At 44.5% G+C, this 19,974-nt stretch carries 13 protein-coding genes; 6 read left to right on the top strand and 7 right to left on the bottom strand.

Annotated features, from left to right (window positions below; all coding sequences use genetic code 11):
- The first annotated feature begins 152 nt into the window (after nt 1-152).
- The 6 genes from AC57BQ_RS05245 to AC57BQ_RS05220 all read left to right on the top strand — a co-directional run bounded on the left by AC57BQ_RS05245 (nt 153) and on the right by AC57BQ_RS05220 (nt 11,282).
- A complete protein-coding gene (locus tag AC57BQ_RS05245) occupies nt 153-1,190 on the top strand; it encodes a LacI family DNA-binding transcriptional regulator (RefSeq protein WP_496405262.1) in 1,038 nt (345 codons plus the stop codon).
- A 580-nt stretch (nt 1,191-1,770) separates the two neighbouring features.
- A complete protein-coding gene (locus tag AC57BQ_RS05240; RefSeq protein ID WP_496405261.1) occupies nt 1,771-4,929 on the top strand; it encodes a SusC/RagA family TonB-linked outer membrane protein in 3,159 nt (1,052 codons plus the stop codon).
- 26 nt (nt 4,930-4,955) lie between these two features.
- Nucleotides 4,956-6,422 (top strand): RagB/SusD family nutrient uptake outer membrane protein, encoded by a 1,467-nt coding sequence (locus tag AC57BQ_RS05235; protein WP_496405260.1) that lies wholly within the window; start codon nt 4,956-4,958, stop codon nt 6,420-6,422.
- A gap of 6 nt (nt 6,423-6,428) precedes the next feature.
- On the top strand, nt 6,429-7,625 hold the full coding sequence (locus tag AC57BQ_RS05230; RefSeq protein ID WP_496405259.1) for an alginate lyase family protein: 1,197 nt from the start codon (nt 6,429-6,431) through the stop codon (nt 7,623-7,625).
- An 18-nt stretch (nt 7,626-7,643) separates the two neighbouring features.
- On the top strand, nt 7,644-10,103 hold the full coding sequence (locus AC57BQ_RS05225; RefSeq protein WP_496405258.1) for a glycoside hydrolase family 2 TIM barrel-domain containing protein: 2,460 nt from the start codon (nt 7,644-7,646) through the stop codon (nt 10,101-10,103).
- Nucleotides 10,104-10,106: 3 nt separating this feature from the next.
- A complete protein-coding gene (locus AC57BQ_RS05220; RefSeq protein WP_496405257.1) occupies nt 10,107-11,282 on the top strand; it encodes an alginate lyase family protein in 1,176 nt (391 codons plus the stop codon).
- Between the two features lie 51 nt (nt 11,283-11,333).
- On the opposite strand, the gene AC57BQ_RS05215 is transcribed toward AC57BQ_RS05220, so the two are convergent.
- The 7 genes from AC57BQ_RS05215 to AC57BQ_RS05185 all read right to left on the bottom strand — a co-directional run bounded on the left by AC57BQ_RS05215 (nt 11,334) and on the right by AC57BQ_RS05185 (nt 19,963).
- Nucleotides 11,334-11,801, bottom strand: coding sequence for a hypothetical protein (locus AC57BQ_RS05215; protein ID WP_496405256.1), 468 nt, complete (start codon nt 11,799-11,801; stop codon nt 11,334-11,336).
- A gap of 70 nt (nt 11,802-11,871) precedes the next feature.
- Entirely contained in the window at nt 11,872-12,699 is an 828-nt protein-coding gene (locus AC57BQ_RS05210; RefSeq protein WP_496405255.1) for an MBL fold metallo-hydrolase, read from the bottom strand.
- A gap of 102 nt (nt 12,700-12,801) precedes the next feature.
- Nucleotides 12,802-14,040, bottom strand: coding sequence for a DUF2264 domain-containing protein (locus AC57BQ_RS05205; RefSeq protein WP_496405254.1), 1,239 nt, complete (start codon nt 14,038-14,040; stop codon nt 12,802-12,804).
- A gap of 11 nt (nt 14,041-14,051) precedes the next feature.
- Nucleotides 14,052-15,431, bottom strand: coding sequence for a sulfatase-like hydrolase/transferase (locus tag AC57BQ_RS05200; RefSeq protein ID WP_496405253.1), 1,380 nt, complete (start codon nt 15,429-15,431; stop codon nt 14,052-14,054).
- Between the two features lie 73 nt (nt 15,432-15,504).
- Nucleotides 15,505-17,088 carry an arylsulfatase gene (locus AC57BQ_RS05195; RefSeq protein WP_496405252.1) on the bottom strand — a complete coding sequence of 528 codons (1,584 nt, stop codon included), beginning with the start codon at nt 17,086-17,088 and terminating at the stop codon, nt 15,505-15,507.
- 263 nt (nt 17,089-17,351) lie between these two features.
- Nucleotides 17,352-18,083: a thioredoxin domain-containing protein gene (locus AC57BQ_RS05190; protein ID WP_496405251.1), complete on the bottom strand. Its 732-nt coding sequence runs from the start codon at nt 18,081-18,083 to the stop codon at nt 17,352-17,354.
- Nucleotides 18,084-18,088: 5 nt separating this feature from the next.
- Nucleotides 18,089-19,963 (bottom strand): arylsulfatase, encoded by a 1,875-nt coding sequence (locus AC57BQ_RS05185; protein ID WP_090469055.1) that lies wholly within the window; start codon nt 19,961-19,963, stop codon nt 18,089-18,091.
- Between the last annotated feature and the right edge of the window lie 11 nt (nt 19,964-19,974).

Raw genomic sequence — 19,974 nt, 5'->3', positions numbered from 1 at the left:
GTTTGAGTTGACGTTATGCAACCTGGGCTCCAATAGATTTTCCGATACAACTTTTTCGCAAAAAGTGGGTAAAAATGCTGTTTAGTCGATGTTTTTATCTAATTTTAAGAAAATACTCATATACTTGTTGAGTCGCCGGGAGAGAGCCAATTATGAATTTTGATGCCATTACTATAAGGGATATAGCCAGGGAATTACACCTATCAGTTTCTACTGTTTCTAAAGCACTGAGAGACAGTTATGAGATCAGCGAAAAAACCAAAAAACTCGTAATGGAGTTTGCCCAAAAACACAATTATCGCCCTAACCCTATGGCCCAAAGTCTCAAAAAAGGGCATAGCAAATCTATCGGCATTGTAGTTTCCAGTATAGATAACCAGTTTTTTTCGCAGGTAATTAATGGCATGGAGTCAGAAGCCTACAGCCAGGGCTACAATGTGATCATTACTCAGAGCCATGAATCATATGATCTGGAAGTACAAAACGTAAGTCACCTTATCCACCGGGCAATTGATGGCCTGCTCATTTCCATTGCAACCGAAACAGCCGATGTTGAACACCTCAGAAGGCTACAGCAACAGGGCTTACCGATTGTTTTCTTTGATAGGGTGAGCAATGAGATAGACACGCATAAGGTTATAGTTGATAACCTGGGTGGCGCCTACCAGGCCACGATGCACCTGCTCGACTCAGGTTATAAAAACATTGCCCATATCACCAGTTCGGTTACATCATCAGTTACCACCCAACGACTGGCCGGCTATGTAGATGCACTTGTTGAAAGAGGCGTCGGCGTAAATGAAGAATACATCAAATATTGCCTGCACGGCGGCCTTAACCTGGATGAGCTTGAACTGGCGATAGATGAATTGATGCGGACTGAGCCGCGTCCGGATGCCATTCTTACCGCTTCTGACAGGATTACGACATCTACCATGACCTTACTTCATAGAAAAAACATAAAGATACCACAGGATGTAGCCCTGGTAGGTTTTTCCAATACCGTACTGGCCGATGTATTAAACCCCTCGCTTACATCGGTACATCAGCCTGCCTTTGAAATTGGCAGAAAGGCAACCGAAATGTTGTTAAGCATCATTAACAGCAAACGCCCAATCACTGAATTTGAGAATGTCATCCTGCCTACCGAGCTGTTTATCAGGAATTCATCAGCCAATAAGCATAAATAAAACTTCTCCATCATACCGCAAAAGACTCCTGGACAATCCTTGTAACAGTTCATCTTTCTGAAAAACACCTTAGTGTAAGAAGAAAGTTACAATTCCTAATTTTTCGAAAACGATTGCGTAAATAAAATTGGGGCAAAGTGTAAAACACCGTATCAAATGTAGGTACTTTTGATATGTGCCTTTCGCCCGAATAAGGCGATCACCCATTTATAAACCCTGTATTAATTATTAAAGTTTGCTGTATGTATCAGGTTGTACCTTCATATTTTGTAAATGCTATTGATCAGCCACCAAACATAGTAAGTGTAACCAATACTCGTTTGTGTTAATGATAGGATACCCGCGTACGGTCATGAAATTTATTGACAGTGTAATTATAACGTACTAATAACCACCTAAAAAGCAATAAAACCAGTACTTACCCAAACAAATTGAATATGAAAGAATAACAGACAAAAAAGTCTGGCGACAGACGCCCCTCTCCCTCATTTAAGGTTTCCTCAAAAAAAATTAAGTAACGAAAGTTGCACAGGAATCCTATTGCCAATTTTTAACCTAATTAATACAATAAACAAAGAATATGAAGAGAAAAGCTTTATTTTTTAGCGTATTCAGAAGCACATCATTGCAATTAGCGCTTATTTGCTTTTTGCTTACCGGTGCTTTTGCAAGCGTTGGCGCAAGGCCAGGAGCTGCGCCAATGAAAACAATCAAATCAGCCGGCAGCTTAAAGGCCGATGCTGATATAAAAATAACCGGTCGTGTTACCGACGAGAAGGGTTTAGCCCTCCCCGGTGCCAGTATCCAGGTAAAAGGTACAAAAGCAGGTACCACTACCGATATTGACGGTAAATACTCTATTACAGTACCAGATAATAATGCGGTTCTGGTATTCACAACCATAGGTTACACCACCCAGGAAATACCGGTTAACGGACGCAAAACCATTGATGTTCAATTATTAAACAACGCCAAAGACCTGAATGAGGTTGTGGTAGTAGGCTATGGCGCTCAAAAGAAACGCGATGTAACCGGCGCGGTAACTTCAACCAATTTAACCAACGTTACTAAGACCCCCGTATTTGGTACGGCCCAGTTATTACAAGGCCAGGTGAGCGGTGTGCAGGTTACACAAACCAACGCGCAACCGGGTGCCAGTTTTAGTGTACGCATCAGGGGTACCAACTCCATTACTAACAGCAGCGAGCCATTATACGTAGTTGATGGTTATGCCGGCGCCGATATATCAGCCATAAACCCTAATGATATTGCTACTATGGACGTGTTGAAAGATGCATCTGCAGCAGCAATTTATGGTAACCGTGGTGCGAATGGTGTAGTTATCATTACTACCAAAACCGGTAAAACGGGCCAAAATATTGTTTCGGCTGATGTATATTCCGGCGTTCAAAGAGTTGGCAAAACATTGGATCTGATGAATGCATCACAATTTGCCGTGTATCTTGATTCGGTAACCGCTTATAACAATGTAGGCTCAAAAACACCCAAACCACTACCTTTTACCCAGGATCAGATCAATAGCTTAGGTGCCGGTACCAACTGGCAGAAGGAATTGTTCCGTACAGCCCCTATTACCAATGCTAACCTTTCTATCAGCGGTGGTAGCGAGCTTACCAAATACCTGGTAAGTTTCAGCTACTTTGATCAAAAAGGTATCATTCTCAATTCCGGATACAAACGGGGTACTTTACGTTTTAATTTCACCCATGATATCAGCAAAAAACTATCATTTGGTATTAATTCCCAGGTATCTTATGACCAGCAGAATATCGCTAACGTAAATACCAGCGGTGGTGCCGGCGGTGGTACTTTGCTTGATGCCTTACGCATAAGTCCTACTGTACCAGTTTATGATGCTACGGGCGCGTTTACTTTTCAAAATGGACCTACCGGATATGCCGATATATTAGGTAACCCTATTGCGGCAGCTACCTTAAATACCGATGTTGACAATTCGCTGCGCTTGTTCATTAACGCTTATGGCGAATACCAGATAACAAAAAACCTGAAATTCAGGTCGAGCTTTGGTACAGATGACCGTTTCGAAAAAGAAAGGATCTTTAGACCGAACACTACCTACCTGGGCTTAACCACCAATGGTTATTCATCAATCATTAATCCTTCCAATCTCGACTGGTTAAATGAAAACACATTAACCTATAATGCCACTTTCAATAAAATACATACGATAACGGCATTAGCAGGTTTTACTTACCAAAACTCCCAATACAGGGCCAGTACGGCAACCGCACAATCATTAACTACCAATAATTTAGGTACTGACGGTTTGGGTGCAGGTACAAGCCTCAATGCAACATCAACCGCAAATGGACGCAGGCTGGCATCATTTATCGGCAGGGTAAATTACAGTTTGATGGACAGATATTTATTAACCGTTTCCGTACGCCGGGATGGTTCTTCGGCTCTGGGTGCTAATAATCGTTGGGGTACATTCCCATCAGGTGCATTAGCCTGGAGGGTATCAAGCGAAGAGTTTATGCAGAACATCAAAACCGTTAGCGATCTGAAATTACGTTTAGGATATGGTATTGTGGGTAACCAGAGCATCCCTGTCAATTCACCTTATGCACAGTACGCCTTAAATAGCTATGTGCTTAACGGCGGCCGTAATGTTGGTTTTTCACCCAATAATATACCCAATGATAATTTACAGTGGGAACAGACCCGGTCATACAATATTGGTTTAGATCTGGGTTTATTAAACAACCGCATTACCTTTAATGCCGATGTTTATGATAAAAAAACCACTAAATTATTGTTCCAGCGCCCTGTGCCTTCAACAACCGGCTTTACCACTTTCCAGGACAACCTGGGTGCCATGAGTAACCGCGGTATCGAGCTTGCCCTAAATACTACCAACATCAGCGGGCAATTTATAAAGTGGACCACCGGTATCAACTTTGCCAAAAACATCAATAAAATATTAGATCTGGGAGGTCCTCAAAGTGTACTTACTGGCACCGTAAGTTCCAGCTTATATCCAGGCGGTCAAAACTCATCTATATTACAGGTGGGTAAACCTATCGGCTCATTTTATGGCTATGTATATGATGGCATATGGCAATCAACCCAGCAAATTGCGGCAAGCGGAATTACCAATACGCTTAAACCAGGTGATCCGAGATATAAAGACCTGAATGGCGACCATATCATCAACGCGTCAGATCGAACCATTATCGGTAATGCATTGCCAAAATTCACTTACGGCTTTAACAGTAATTTAACGGTAGGTCAGTTTAACCTGTTTGTTTTGATACAAGGCGTTTACGGTAACAAGATCATGAACGAGAATAAAATTGAGACCGAAAACGGAACCACCAACGATAATAAATTGGCCTATGTGTTAACCAAAAGCTTTGGTATGCCGGGCTCTGATAATTCGTTGCCAAGCGTAGGCAGTACTTTGCGCCGCAGTTTAGGTCCAACCAGCGACATTTTAGAAAATGGCAGCTATTTAAGATTTAAAACCATCACCTTAAGCTATAATCTGCCATTGCCAAAGGTTAGTAAGATATTTAAATCAGCCAGCATATATGTAACAGGTCAAAACATGTTCACCATTACCAAATATTCAGGTTATGATCCGGAAGTAAATACTTATGATACCTCAAGTGGTAACTATACTTCATTAGGTACCGATTATAATCCGTATCCAAATATCAAAACCTACACCTTGGGCTTAAGATTAGGCATGTAACCGGTAATTATTTAAATAGAGAAATCATGAAAAAAATATATATACTATGTGCTTTAGCGGGGTTAATCCTTTCTTCCTGCAACAAGCTGTTAGACGAAAAACCAACCAGCGTTTTAACCAATACCAACTTTTACCAAAGTGCTGCCGATGCGCAGGCCGCGGTTGTGGGTGCTTTAAGTCAATTACAACCCCAGGCTTATTATCAGCGTACGGTTTATATCATGGGTGAACTTTCGGGCGATTGCCTTATCCCCTTGCTTACGCAAAACCAGGAGCGTATTGATATGTACAAGCTTACTTACACCCCATCAAACATCGAAATAAACAACTGGTGGGTAAATAGCTATAAACTAATCAGCAGGGCTAATGATATTTTAGCTAACGTGCCCAAGATCACCATGGATGTTGCTACTAAGAACAACCTCTTGGGTAACGCCAGTTTTTTACGCGGCATGGCCTACTTTGACCTGGCGAAAAGCTTTGGTGATGTTCCATTGATTACCCATCCTGTTATTGACAAAAGCGATCCTGATTTTTCGCCGTCGAGAACGGCTGCAAGCAAGGTGTATGCACAAGCCATAGCCGATCTGTTGTTTGCCGAAGCAAACTGCTTATCCGAAGATAAGATCTCATCGGCCAATAAAGGCATGGTATCATCAGGCGCGGCATCGGCCATGCTGGCCCGTGTTTATCTGCAAAGGGCAAGCACCACTTTTGCTGATCCATCTGATAATCAGAATGCCCTTACCGAATGTAATAAGGTGATCAACTCCGGCATTTATAAACTGATGCCAAATTATACTGATGTGTTTAACTGGGATATTAAATATTTCCCGCAACAAACAGAACATATTTTTGATGTGCAGTTTGGCAGCAATAACACTACTACCACGCAAAATATAACCGTGCGCATGTTTACGCCGCTGGCAGGTGGTGGTTCCGGATCATTTGTGGCTAACCCTTATGTATTCAATAGTCTTTATTTTGGAGCTGACGTTAGGAAAGCATGGAACGTAACCAACAAGGTAACCGATTCAAAAGGAGTTACCACAACCGTTTCTCCATGGATCAGTAAGTATAAAGATCCACAGTGGGTACAGGGAAGCAATAACTCCCGTATGAACTGGATCATACTACGTTATGCCGACGTACTGATGATGCAATCGGAAGCGATGAATAATCTTAACCCAGGTGATCCTGCCAAATTTAACGGCTTAAACACCGTACGGGATAGGGCTGGCTTATCTGCATCACACCTTGATTTGGCTAATACCCCTACACCTTCCGCTTTTATTGATACGTTGGTTAAAGACCGCGCCCGGGAGCTTTGTGTGGAAGGTCATCGTCGCTGGGACTTGATCAGGCTGGGGCGCATTAAACAAGTTGAACAGACTATAAACGGTTTTACACTTCCCGACAATCTGTTGCTGTTGCCTATACCGCAGCCCGAACGCGACGTAAACCCGAATTTATCTCAAAACCCAGGATACTAACCCATTATGACATACAGACATATCACCCTATTTCTGTTAATACCCCTATATTTTACCAGCTTTGCACAACGCAAGGCTGGTAAAACTGTTTTTATACTGCTTGATGAACAAACGCTTGGGCAATGTAAACAACAGTATCAAAATAAAGACACGGCCATGGTAGCGCAGGTTAACAACCTGATTACTCACGCTGATAGTCTCCTGAGTGCTGGCCCCTATTCGGTAACTTATCACAAAACTAAACTGGCCCCCAGTAATGATAAGCACGACTATGTAAGCCAGGCGCCCTATTGGTGGGCCGACTCCTCCAAAAAAGATGGTAAACCCTACATCCGCAAAGATGGCAGGCGAAACCCCGAAATTTACTTATTGCATGACGGCAGTCAGATGGGCAGCTTATGCAATAGTGTGGAGCAACTCACGCTGGCCTGGTACTTTACAGGTAACGAAAAATATACACAGAAAGTTAAAAGTTTACTGCAAGTTTGGTTCATAGATGCAGCTACCCGAATGAACCCCAATTTAAACTATGCACAATATATTCCCGGGCTTAATGATGGCCGCGGTATTGGCATTATCGAAACTACGGGTTTAACGGTTATCCCGGACATGCTCACCTTGCTGCGATCAAGCCAAAACATCAACAGCAGTTTGGTAAGCGGCGTAAAACAATGGTACAAACAATACCTGGACTGGCTGGTAACCAGTAAAAACGGTAAATCAGAACATAGCCAGATCAATAATCATGGTACCTACTATGACTTGCAGGTAGTCGACTTTGCCCTATTTACCGGTAATGATGTTTTGGCAAAACAAACCTTACAGCAAACCACCATCGCCAGGATCGATCAGCAGTTTACGCCTGATGGCGCTATGCCGCTGGAACTCATCCGTACCAAATCATGGGGTTATGCCAACATGAACCTTTGGGGCTGGTGCCGCCTGGCTAAAATGGCGGCTTTAGTCAACGTAGATCTTTGGCACGAACAAACCATCGACGGCAAAGGCATCAAAACAGCTATCAGCTGGCTCATGCCATATGCGCTAAAGCAAAAAGCATGGACGCACGAGCAAATTGAACCCTTTACCTATGGTACATTCACCCGTATTGTTCATACTGCTGCTGCTGTTTATCCCGATGATATCTTCAAACAATATTTAAAAGAGCATCCGCTAAAAAATCGCTTAAACGATATCAATTAGCAGGTTTTTAATATACTTATGAAAAGATCAATATTATCCCTTTTAACTTTTATCTGTGCTTTGGGCCAGTTGAGTTATGCTCAGCAAAAAACAAGGTTAACCGCTAACTGGGAGTTTTTAAAGCAGGACATTGGCGGTGCATGGGAAGCCGTACGGCCGGTTACACCCGGTAACCCTGAAAGTGTGCCGGTTTGGCAAAAAGTTACACTACCCCATTGCTTTAACGCACGTGATGCGGTTGATCCGGATGTAAACTATTACCAGGGACCGGGTTGGTACCGTACCCAACTGGATATCAGAAATCCTTATACCAATGGCCGTACCCTGCTCCATTTTGAAGGTGCCGGGCAAAAAACTGAAGTGTATGTATACACCACCAAAGTAGGCGCTCATTTGGGTGGCTATGATGAGTGGACTGTAGATATAACCCAGGCTGTAGAGGATTTTAAAAAGACGGATGTTTATCAAAAAAGATTTAAGGGGCGCATCCCGGTTGAGATCAGGTGTGATAACTCTCGTGATCTGGAAACCATTCCCTCGCAATTATCTGATTTTAATGTTTATGGCGGACTTTATCGTTACCTGAACCTGGTGTATGTGCCTGCTGTTTCACTGGATAAAATATTTGCTTCGGCACAAACAGATAAAGAAGGTAAACAGGGCGAGCTTCAAGTTAAAGCCAGGTTTTATAATCCGGCTAATAGCTTCGCTGCCGATGGTTTAATTAAGCTGATCGACCCACAAGGTAAAGTTGTGGCTGATAAAACTTTTCAATTAAGCAGTTTAACCGGCGATGTTTCTATTGGCTCATTCCAGGTTAAGAAACCAAAATTATGGTCGCCAGCCGCTACGGCTTTGTACACGGTTGAGGTATCCGTAAAATCAGGCGACCAGGTTGATGTGCAAACCGAAAAAGTAGGTTTCCGTAATTTTGAATTTGCCGATAACGGGCCATTTTATCTGAACGGAAAACGCTTGTTATTACGTGGTACTCATCGTCATGAAGATCAAGCAGGCGTAGCCGAAGCTATGACCGATAGCATGATGCGTCAGGAAATGCAATTGATGAAGGATATGGGTGTAAACTTTATCCGTCTGGGGCACTACCAACAATCCAGAACCATATTGAATTTATGCGATAGCCTGGGCATTTTGGTATGGGAAGAAGAGCCCTGGTGCCGTGGCGGTCTTGGGGGCGAAGTCTATCAGAACCTAGCCAAACAAATGATGACCAACATGATCGAGCAGCATTTCAATCATCCGGCCATTATTCTTTGGGGATTAGGTAACGAGAACGACTGGGAAGGTGATTTCCCGGTATTTGATAAAGAAAAGATCCGCGAGTTCATGAAAACCCAGAATGATCTGGCTCATCGTTTGGATCCTTCGCGCAAAACTACCATCAGGCGTTGTGATTTTTGTAAAGATATACCCGATGTGTACTCCCCTTCCATCTGGGCGGGCTGGTACCGTGGCTTATTTACTGAGTACAAAGCCACCTCCGAAGAGGAATTTAAAAAAGTAAAACACTTTTTCCATGCCGAATGGGGTGGTGATAGTCATGCCTTGCGCCATTCAGAAAATCCTGATAAAGCATTGAGCACCATTAAAGCAGGAACAGGAACAGACGAACGCCTGGGCGACGCTTCTTTATACGGTGGTGCAGCCCGTGCATCAAAAGACGGTGACTGGAGCGAAAGCTATATCTGTAACCTGTTCGACTGGCACCTCAAAGAACAGGAAACCATGTCATGGCTTACGGGTTCGGCGTTTTGGATCTTTAAAGATTTCTCGACCCCTATCCGCCCGGATAACCCTATCCCCTACATGAACCAAAAGGGCGTGGTTGAACGTGATCTTACCCCCAAGGAGTCTTACTACGTATTTCAATCCTATTGGACCGATAAACCTATGGCCCACATCTATGGACACAGCTGGCCCGTGCGCTGGGGTGATGCCGGTGAAGAAAAAATGGTAAAAGTATACTCCAACTGCGATAATGCTGAGCTTTTTGTGAACGGCAAAAGCTATGGTGTAAAAAAACGCAACAGCCAGGATTTCCCGGCAGCGGGTTTGCGTTGGATGGTACCTTTACAAGCAGGCAATAACGATATCAAAGTAATTGCCCATAAAGGCAAACAAACCGTTACCGACCAGGTCAGTCAGCAATACCAGACCGAGAAATGGGGCAAACCGGCCAAAATAGTGATCGAAAAAGTAAAAGATAAAAACGGCGAGGCTACTATACAGATAAAACTGCAGGACAACAAAGGTGTACAATGCCTTGATGCGGTAAACTGGATCGCATTTTCACTGACCGGCGACGGTACTTTGATAGACGATCTGGGTACTTCAAGAGGTTCACGCAAAGTACAGGCGTATAATGGTCGTGCTTTGATCAGTATAAAAACAAATAACGGCAAAAGCGTGGTGGGTGTACAATCGCCGGGCTTACCGACAGCATTCATTAATTTATAAGTTATGTTTAAAATACGGTATCTATTACTTCTTTGTTTGCCCCTGCTTTTGCTAAGCTGGCAAACAAACACAGGGTTGCCTGTTAAACAACAGGTAACAGCCACATTAAAGGCCGATATATTAAAAGAAGCCACATGGGCGCTTAAACAGGACCCGGTAACAGTTACCGCCGAAACCTGTCCGCGCAGCTCAGGAGGCAAGCACGATTTTTATTCCGAAGGGGATTACTGGTGGCCAAATCCGCAGGACCCAAATGGTCCGTACATACAAAAGGATGGATTGACCAATCCGCAGAATTTTGTGGCGCACCGCCTGGCTATGATCCGTTTCAGCCGTATCATTGGCGCCCTGGCATCGGCTTATCAGATCACCGGCGATAAAAAGTATGTGAAGCAGGCGCTCTGGCACCTGAAAGCCTGGTTCATTACCCCCGAAACCATGATGAGCCCTAACCTTCAATATGCTCAAGCCATCAAAGGCGTGGCCACCGGTCGCGGTATAGGTATTATTGATACCATACAATTAATGGAGGTGGTTCAGGGTCTGGAAGCGATGCAAAATTCTCCCTTGATAGATCAGCAAACGCTAAAAGGAATCAAAGGATGGTTTAGCCAATATATCACCTGGCTTACCACTCATCCATATGGCAAGGACGAAATGAACGCCAAAAACAATCATGGTACTTGCTGGGCTATGCAAACCGCTTGCTTTGCCAAATTTACGGGCAATAAGGAGGTGATGGATTTTTGCCGTAACCGCTTTAAAGAAGTATTACTACCCAGCCAGATAGCTGCCGATGGTAGTTTCCCTTTAGAGCTTAAGCGCACGAAACCTTATGGCTATTCGATATTTAACCTGGATGCCATGACCACGTTGTGTCAGATATTGAGCGACAAAAACGATAATTTGTGGACCTATCAAACACCAGATGGCCGCTCTATCAAAAAAGGGATAGAATTTTTACATCCCTTTTTAAAAGATAAAAACGCATGGCCATATGCACATGATGTAATGCACTGGGAAAGCTGGCCGGTGGCACAACCCTCCTTAGTGTTTGGGGCAGCCGCCTATGGCGATGCCGAGTGGCTTGATACCTGGAAAAAGCTGGATCATGCACCTACCGATGAAGAGATCATCAGAAACTTACCGGTAAGGCATCCGCTTATTTGGCTCAATTAACACATAAAAAAGGCCCGGTTCAATTGAGCAGGCCTTTTTTATGTTGTATCATTAATCAGGTAACTGCCTGTGAAATTTAAATTCAGTTAATACGGGGGCGTCGGCCGGATAGGTGATATATTTTAAGGTTAATAGGTTCGCATCAAGCGTAAATGTGGCATTATCATAAAGCTTGACATTACTTGGCGTTTTAACTACAGGATTTTGGCCATTTTGCTCAGCCATTTCTTTGATCGTAACTTTTAAACTATCTCCTTTTATTATATAAGTCCCGGTATATGAAGTTTGAGTAGTTGGGTTGCCATAATGGACTAACGTATAGGTAAATTCTCCAAGTCCCCCGAAATTTAAGTGAGTCTCAAAATTGGCCGTCTGGCTTATATCTACCCATCCTCCAACAAGATTTTTAACAGGCTCAATTACCGGTTTCTTTTCCTTTTTGCATGCCCCGGTGATCAGTACGGTACAAATCAACATGCCATATAAAGTACTGATAAAATTGGGTTTAAGTGATTTCATAAAATGCAGGTTTATAACCCTTACGGCACACCAAAGCATTTCGTTACAACCACTTATACTTTTCAGTTCATTAATATACCGGGGCTTCTAAACTAATCCCATATCGTTTCACAGATGATTTGAAAACTTCCCTGGCTACCTGCGTTAAATTCTGCCATTCGAAACCGCCATAAATAGTATCAAACCTTATCTGTTCAACCCGTTTAATCACCTCAGCCAGTTCTTTTTCTGGCAAGGGAATAACATTGGGATAGCTATACATAAAGGCCAAATGTTTTTTACTTTTGGCCACATAGATGCTATCACCGGTAAGCAATGCGCCTTCTGCTGATAAGCCCGGCACCCGCAACACGCTACTACCCGGGAAATGCCCACCGGTGTTGATGATGGAGATACCATCCCACAGTTGTTGTTCGGCTCCCTCCCAAAATGTGATACGCGGCCCTTTGTTAAGCATCCATTGCTCATCAGCAGCATTAATATAAACCGGGCAATCAAAGGTTTGCGCCCACTCGTTCACATTGCTGTAAAAATGTGGGTGCGAAAATGCGATGGCTTTTATTCCTCCCTTTGATCTGATAAAATCAATGACCTCCTGGTTAAGCAACGGAATGCAATCCCACAAAATATTTCCTTCAGGCGAAAGTGTTAGTAAAGCCCTGTTTCCCAGCGCGAATAAAGGTGTTACCTGTAAAGAGAAAAGAGTCGGGCTAAGCTCTGTGATCAATACCTGGTGATTGGCCAAAATTTCGGCGGAATTAGTCCAGGTTTGACCATCTTCGGTCAGGTATTGCCGATCGTCATTACATATCGGGCAACACTCTGGTGATGACAGGGCTGCTTTATATTGTGTACCACAGGTACAGCAAGTGTTTTTTACTGGTTCCATAAGTTTCATGTCTGCTTAGATTAATTATCATCTAATTTCAGACATTATTGGACTACTCAAATAGTCCAGATATTACAAACAAAACAGGCCAGCAATTGACAAGATCTCCGATCAGTCAATTGCATGATCCGTTTCGACATCCGTTCCTTTCCACACCTTTTTGGCGGTCCAGTCCTCGTCGGTCTTTTGCCAAAACTCGTCGGATGGTGGTAAACCCAGTATCAGAAAAGCTTCGGAACAAAGGTAAAGGCTTCCTGTCGATATATATCCTTCGCCAATATTGGACTGATGACCGTATAACCCGACCTGCAACCAGCCTTTATCATCAAAAGTACCAAGAGCTTCCAACTGTCTTTTGATCAGCGTATACAAAGCCGCTCTCACCTGTTGAGGTTTAACCGCATCAGGCAAAGCGTGCATCAAAGCAATTTTTGATAAAAGTTGGAACGCACCAAAACGATAAGCCAGGGAACGGCCAATAGGCGGATAAGTACCTTCGGGCGATATCAATCGCTCCTGAATAGCGGCATAACGGCGGGCGCGTTTCAAGGCAGTGTCGTAAGTTGATTTTTGATCGATGCCTACATTTTGTAAAGTCTGTAACACATCCAGAAGCATAGGCTGTATCACAAAGCTATTGTAGTAGTCCCAATGAAAATCGGCGCCATCGCCATACAAGCCATCACCTTTGTACCAAAGTTGGTGCTGCCTGATGGCGTAATCCATCCGCATCCTGTCGCCATAATTATCAAATTTCAGCAAGGCAGCCTCAATAGTAGCGCTGAACAGCAGCCAGTTATTATATTCGGGTGTAATAACCCGCGAGGATTTAAACGCGGCAATAATATTTGCTTTTGTCACTGCATCTAAAGGATCCCATAATTGATGCGGCGCACGCAATAAAGCCTGGGCCAAAAAAGCGGCATCAACCACGGGTTGGGCGCCTTTGTTAAAATTCATAAAATCGGGACTGCCTGGATCTGTGGCGTTATGAAGTCCCACACGTGCCAGTTCGATATATTTTTTGCGCAATATGCCTTCGGGAGTTTGATCGGGGCCCAATTCCAACCAGGGAGCCATGCCCGCCAGCAGGCGACCAAACGCTTCCAGGTACGTATAATTTTTACGGTCGCCGGTTTTTGCTTCTACCGGCATTTGCTGCTTGAGTTGATTTTTGCTCAAGGCGGTCAATACCGGATCGGCTATCCTCACCAAAGATTTAACCAGGTAAGTCCGCTCTTTTTGACCGGCATCATTATTTGCCGGGGACTGAGCCATCACCATACCTGATAAGGGCAGGGATAATATCAAACAGAGAAATTTATAACGCATTGCAGGATTGATGTTCATCTTTATCATTTTTAATTCTCCGTTTTACCAGGGAACTTATCGAATAAAACTTTCAGTTCCTTTGCTTTTTCAGGGTATTCCTGAATAACATTGGTTCGTTCGCTTGGATCGTATGACAAGTTAAACAATTCTATTTTAGATTCCTGTGCCTGGTTGGATATCCCTGTATTAGTATTGGCCGATTTTACTTCCCGGTACTTCCAATCCCCCTGCCGTACAGCCTCACAAATACCGTTGTTTACATAATAGATCTCCCTGTGTTTAGGGTGACGACCGCCTTTCCCCAATAATACATCCGAGATAGACTGACCATCGAGCACCCGACCTTTTGGCAATGGCGCATTTACCCATTGGGCAAGGGTTGGCAATACATCCAGGTTGCTCACCATGCTGGTGATAGATGCCCCAACCAGGGTATGATTTTTCCAGTAAACGATAAACGGTTCGCGAACGCCGCCCTCATAACTTTGCCCCTTGCTGCCGCGGAAAACGCCTGCAGTACCGGCATCCCAGGGTTTGGTAGCGCCATCACCAGACATGCGCGACGGAAACTCGATCCACGGTCCGTTATCGCTTGAAAACATAAATATGGTATTATCGGCAAGGCCTTGTTTTTCCAGCTGTGCCCAAACCTCGGCCAGACTGGCATCAAGTTGCTCTACCACATCACCCAGGTGACCACCATCTGAACGGCCTTTATTCTGTTGCGAGGAAGCAAAAGCAACCGGCAAATGCGGCACGTTATGCGCCAGGTACAGAAAAAACGGTTTGCCTTTCTTTTGTTCTTTAATGTATCTGATGGCCTCGTTCTTGTACAGATCAATAAGGGATGAATCGGCAGGCTTGATTACCTCTGGTTTATGCCCCCTGAATATTTTAAGTGTGGTATCTGTTTTTACATATGGAGCCCTGTAATCATGGCTATATAAAAGACCATAATAAGAATCGAAACCCTGTGCCATGGGATGATTATAAGGCTTATGATCGCCCAGGTGCCATTTACCTATCATGGCGGTTTTATAACCCACAGCCTTCAGCATTTCGGCAATGGTTACTTCCTGATCGGGCAGCCCCAACTCCGATCCCGGGGGAATAGGATAAGGAAGATTCATCCGCGAAGCATAACGCCCCGTCAGTAATGATGCTCTTGATGGCGTACAACTTGGGCTGGACACTACATAATTGGTTTCGCGTACCCCTTTTTGGGCCATTTTATCCAGGAAAGGCGTTTTGATGACCGGGCTTCCATAACAACTCAGATCGGAGTAGCCCATATCATCAGCCAGTACAAAAATGATATTTGGCCGTTGCTGCGCCCTGGCATTTAGTGTGGAAAAAAGTAATATAAGCCATATCAGCTTAGTAGATAATTTGCCCTGGAAAGGTCTCATACAGGTTTATGTAATTTATCCAAAGTAACCGATTGCCATTTTACTTTGCAAGCCGTATCTGTTATTATTTTTGTTACAATGACTTGATCTTGTTCCAGTCAACCACGCCAACTTTTTGTGCCCATTGCAGGTATTCGGCTTCCAATGCTTTTACTTTATCCGGATATTGGTTTGCCTGATTATTAGTCTCCGAGCGATCGGCATCAAGATCATAAAGCTCCCAGGGCTGATCAATTTCGGCAACCAGTTTCCAGTTCCCTTTTCGGATAGCGCGGCTGCCTTCATGTTCCCAAAAGATGGCGTCGTGGCCATTCCAGGGCTTGTTGAGTAGTACGTTTTTCAGGCTAAAGCCTTCCAGCGGCGTCAATTGCCTGTTTTTAAATTCCTGCGGATAAGTAACTCCGGCCAGATCAAGACAGGTAGGCATGATATCGATAAAATGGGCAGGCTGCATATTGGTACTACCTGCTTTTATAACATCCGGGAACCAGGCAATAAAGGGCGTGGCAATGCCGCCTTCGTGCGTATTTCTTTTAAATAACCTAAACGGTGTATTGCTCACATTGGCCCAGGGGATCTCGTAACTGTCGATAGAATTTACTGAACCGGGCGTGCCATTCTTTTGTATCACGGTGGCCAGACTTTTTACCTCATCGGCGCTACCACCATTATCTGATGCAAAAAGCACGATAGTGTTTTTATCCTTTCCCAATTGTTTCAGCTTGTTCATGATCTCACCTACTCCGGCATCCATCCTATCTATCATAGCCGCATAAATGGCCATACGGGTATCCCATTTATCTTTTTCTTCGGGCGATAATGAATCCCAGCTGGGAGCACGGCTATCGCGGGCTGATAGTTTCCAGTATTTTTTGATGATGCCGCTGGCCAATAGTTTTTCGTAACGTTGTTTGCGCAGCTTGTCCCAGCCTTTGAGGTATTTGCCTTTATAACGGGCTATGTCCTGCGGCAATGCCTGAATGGGCCAATGTGGAGCATTGTAAGCCACATATAAAAAAAACGGGGCTTTATCACCTTTGATCTGCTCCAATGATTGCGTAGCAAAATCGGTAATGGCTTGGGTGAGATATTTGGAAGTATCGTTTCGCGTGATCTCTTTATCGTTCAGCATAAAGGTGATCTTACTGCCATCATTATAAAGTGGGGCAGAATTAAAATAACTGCTGCCATTATTGAGCATGGTGAATGATCTGTCGAATCCGCGATTAAAGGCCAGGGCCGATGGCGGCAAACCTACATGCCACTTGCCCGATACGATGGTATTATAACCTGCTTGTGTTTTCAGCAATTCGGCAATGGTGGCGCAATGATCATTCAGATAACCCTGGTACGCCGGCGATCCTTTATATTTTACCATATCGCCTACTCCGGCCTGGTGCGGGTATAAACCGGTTAATAGCGATGTGCGTGATGGGCTGCACCTGCCGGCATTATAAAACTGGGTCATTTTTAAACCCTCCTTTGCCAACCTATCTATGTTGGGCGTATGGATCTCGGAGCCAAAACAACCCAGATCCGCAAAGCCCATATCATCGGCTAAAATGATCACGATATTGGGTTTGGTGGGTTGTTTTTGGGCGAAGGCTATATTGCCGTGAAGCAGGAATAAAACAAGGTAAGCTATACGTTTTAACATGGTGGTTGGTGGTGGGATATATAAACACGAAACTGCAGGACGGCGAGGACTCACCCCGACATCGCTGCGCTTATCGACCCTCTCTTCGCCTGCGGCGGAAAGAGGGTGAAAAATTAATATTAATACCCGTCATTGCGAGGAGGAACGACATGGCAATCCCCGACTTACAGAGACGCTCTGTATATCGGGGATTGCCACGCTACGCTCGCAATGACGAGCTTTATTTTATTTGTTGTGGCATCGGCGTCGCTAAAACAATAAAACTATTTCACGCTCGCTAAACCGGTTTTGGTTTGATTCACCACGGCTTCAACCTGGGCAACCGACGAAAAACCTTGCTTTTTCCAGACCTCTTTTTTGTTTTGATATAGTACCAGGGTTGGCAGTACGTTTACTTTCAATTCTTTGGCCAGGGCTGTATTATCATATACCTCAATACTGATGATCTTTGGCGTAAAACCTGTTTTTGCTTTCAGCGAATCCAGTACGGGTACCAGTTTTTTGCAGGCGCCGCAATATCTCGAACCAAAATCAACCAGTACCAACTGCGATGATCCGGTGAGCTCGGTAAACTGTGCTTTGGTTAAAGAAACACCTTTTTTAGTGGTCGAAATAATAGGGTAACCAGAACCTATCCAGTTGGCTAAACCACCCGGAAGTTCCTCTACATCCGTAAAGCCTTTTGCACGCAATTCATTGGATAAAACCTTGCTGCGACCATTCGCTATAGAGTAAACAAAGGTTGGCTTGTCTTTAGAAAGAGCATCCAGGCGTTGCTGATAATCGGCGGCTTTCGCATCAACATTAACAGCCCCCTTGATGTGGTTCTGTACAAATTCTTCGGCCGAACGTGCATCCAGTATCTGCACGTTTTTAGACTGGTTAAGCTTGGCGGCAAAAGCCTCCAATGACAACAGGGGTTTAGCGGTTTGCGCATGGACAACGCCTGTGGCTGTAACTATTACAGCCAGTAAAAAGCTTTTTAATTTTTTCATGATCATTAATTATTGTTTTCTAAATGATGGATCCTTTTATTGTTGATATCATCGCGGTCAATAAAGGGGTAGATGTTGTTCTTTTTGGCCTCGGCATCAAAAAGATCTTTCAGCTCTTTGAGTTTTTCGGGATATTTTTTAGCCAGGTCAACACGCTCATTAAAATCTTCGTTCAGGTTGTATAGTTTCCATACATCCTTGTCGTAATTACGCTCTGGCAAGGTTTTGCCCTGCGGAAAATTGAGCAGATCGATATTATCCGGACGATGCGCGGCTTCGGCTTTCCAGCCATCTTTATAAATAGAGCGGGAAGTGAAGATGTAGTAATACTGCTTGGTATGCAGCGTTGGTGCCTGCGCGTTATTAAACGAACTGAACAAGGATTTGCCCTGCAATGTATCCTGCTTAATCCCTTTGATATACTCCGGCAATTTTAAACCTGCGGCTTCAATCGTAGTTGGGAATATATCCGAAACATGGCCGTATTGCGTGCGGATGCCACCTTTCTCCTTGATCAACTTAGGGTAATAAACGATCAACGGGTTATGCGTACCACCTTCGGCGTCGGCATCAGATTTCCAATATTTGAACGGTGTATTGGCTGCCTGCGCCCAACCCAGCGGATAGTTGGTTGAAGCCTCTGGCGTGCCGATGGACTCGTAATCACTTTCATTCTTTTTGATATAATCAGCTTCTGGTGTGGTCAATGCTGAATTTTTGGGATTTATCACCCCATGGAAGGTTCCTTCCTTGCTGGCGCCATTATCCCCTATCATCACAAACACCAATGTATTATCAAACTGACCGGATGCTTTGAGATAGCTGATCACCCGACCAACCTGGTGGTCGATATAGGTAAGGTATCCCGCGTAAACCTCCATAAAACGGGCATACAGTTTTTGCTGATCGACTGGCAAGCTCTTCCAGGCTTGTATGCGCTCGTTGCGCTCAGGCAGTTTGGCATAAGCGGGAATATAACCGGCCTTTTTCTGATTTTCAAAAACCTTTTCGCGGTATACATCCCAGCCCTCGTCAAATTTACCTTTGTACAGGTCGCTCCACTCCTTGCTAACCTGGTGCGGCGCATGGGTGGCACCCGGCGCATAGTATAAAAAGAAAGGCCGGTCGGGCGCTGCTTTATGGGCCGCATCAATATAGGCTATAGCCTTATCGGTGATCACCTCGTTCAGGTTACGTCCATCGGGTTTGATATGGAAATTATCCTCCACCAAATGCGGTGGGTTATACTGATCGGTAGCCGACTCCAGGAAACCGATGTGGTGATCAAAACCTTTACCTGTTGGCCAGCGATCAAACGGACCAACAGCCGTAGTATCCTCATCGGGTGTTACGCCCCACTTGCCTACTGCAAAAGTGCTGTAACCATTTTCGCGCAGATTTTCGGCAATGGTACCCTTATCTGCCGGGATCCTACCATCGTAACCCGGGAAACCTGCCGCGGTTGAGGCATGCGAAAAATTCCCCACATGCACATAATGATGGTTACGCCCCGTTAGCAAGGACGACCGTGTTGGCGCGCAGATACCCGCTGTATGGAAATTGGTATAACGCAAACCATTGTTGGCCAGCGTATCAAAGTTGGGGGTATTGATCAATCCGCCAAATGTGGCCGAAGCGCCAAAGCCAACATCGTCCAATAATATCCACACCACGTTTGGCGCGCCTTTAGGGGCCTTAAGCGGCTTGGGCCACCATTCTTTTGATTCGGCCAGGGTTTTGCCCACAATCCCTTTGTAGGTTGATGGCGTTGATGGCGGAATGTTCGCCGGGGCTACGGGTCCATATTGCGCCACGGCTGGCAGCGCAAAACCCAGGGCAATTACTATTGCCACGAACGTTTTTTTATGATCTTGTTTCATATGGATAGGTT

The sequence above is a fragment of the Mucilaginibacter sp. BGA-UO-ETr-C110 genome (assembly GCF_059567985.1).
The sequence above is the reverse complement of the archived record's forward strand: the minus strand, read 5'-3'. Positions and strand labels throughout refer to the sequence as shown.

Excerpts from the sequence above, each read along its gene's own strand:
- AC57BQ_RS05245 (WP_496405262.1), top strand. The coding sequence starts at position 153 with ATGAATTTTGATGCCATTACTATAAGGGATATAGCCAGGGAATTACAC.
- AC57BQ_RS05240 (WP_496405261.1), top strand. The coding sequence starts at position 1,771 with ATGAAGAGAAAAGCTTTATTTTTTAGCGTATTCAGAAGCACATCATTG.
- AC57BQ_RS05235 (WP_496405260.1), top strand. The coding sequence starts at position 4,956 with ATGAAAAAAATATATATACTATGTGCTTTAGCGGGGTTAATCCTTTCT.
- AC57BQ_RS05230 (WP_496405259.1), top strand. The coding sequence starts at position 6,429 with ATGACATACAGACATATCACCCTATTTCTGTTAATACCCCTATATTTT.
- AC57BQ_RS05225 (WP_496405258.1), top strand. The coding sequence starts at position 7,644 with ATGAAAAGATCAATATTATCCCTTTTAACTTTTATCTGTGCTTTGGGC.
- AC57BQ_RS05220 (WP_496405257.1), top strand. The coding sequence starts at position 10,107 with ATGTTTAAAATACGGTATCTATTACTTCTTTGTTTGCCCCTGCTTTTG.
- AC57BQ_RS05215 (WP_496405256.1), bottom strand. The coding sequence starts at position 11,801 with ATGAAATCACTTAAACCCAATTTTATCAGTACTTTATATGGCATGTTG.
- AC57BQ_RS05210 (WP_496405255.1), bottom strand. The coding sequence starts at position 12,699 with ATGAAACTTATGGAACCAGTAAAAAACACTTGCTGTACCTGTGGTACA.
- AC57BQ_RS05205 (WP_496405254.1), bottom strand. The coding sequence starts at position 14,040 with ATGAACATCAATCCTGCAATGCGTTATAAATTTCTCTGTTTGATATTA.
- AC57BQ_RS05200 (WP_496405253.1), bottom strand. The coding sequence starts at position 15,431 with ATGAGACCTTTCCAGGGCAAATTATCTACTAAGCTGATATGGCTTATA.
- AC57BQ_RS05195 (WP_496405252.1), bottom strand. The coding sequence starts at position 17,088 with ATGTTAAAACGTATAGCTTACCTTGTTTTATTCCTGCTTCACGGCAAT.
- AC57BQ_RS05190 (WP_496405251.1), bottom strand. The coding sequence starts at position 18,083 with ATGAAAAAATTAAAAAGCTTTTTACTGGCTGTAATAGTTACAGCCACA.
- AC57BQ_RS05185 (WP_090469055.1), bottom strand. The coding sequence starts at position 19,963 with ATGAAACAAGATCATAAAAAAACGTTCGTGGCAATAGTAATTGCCCTG.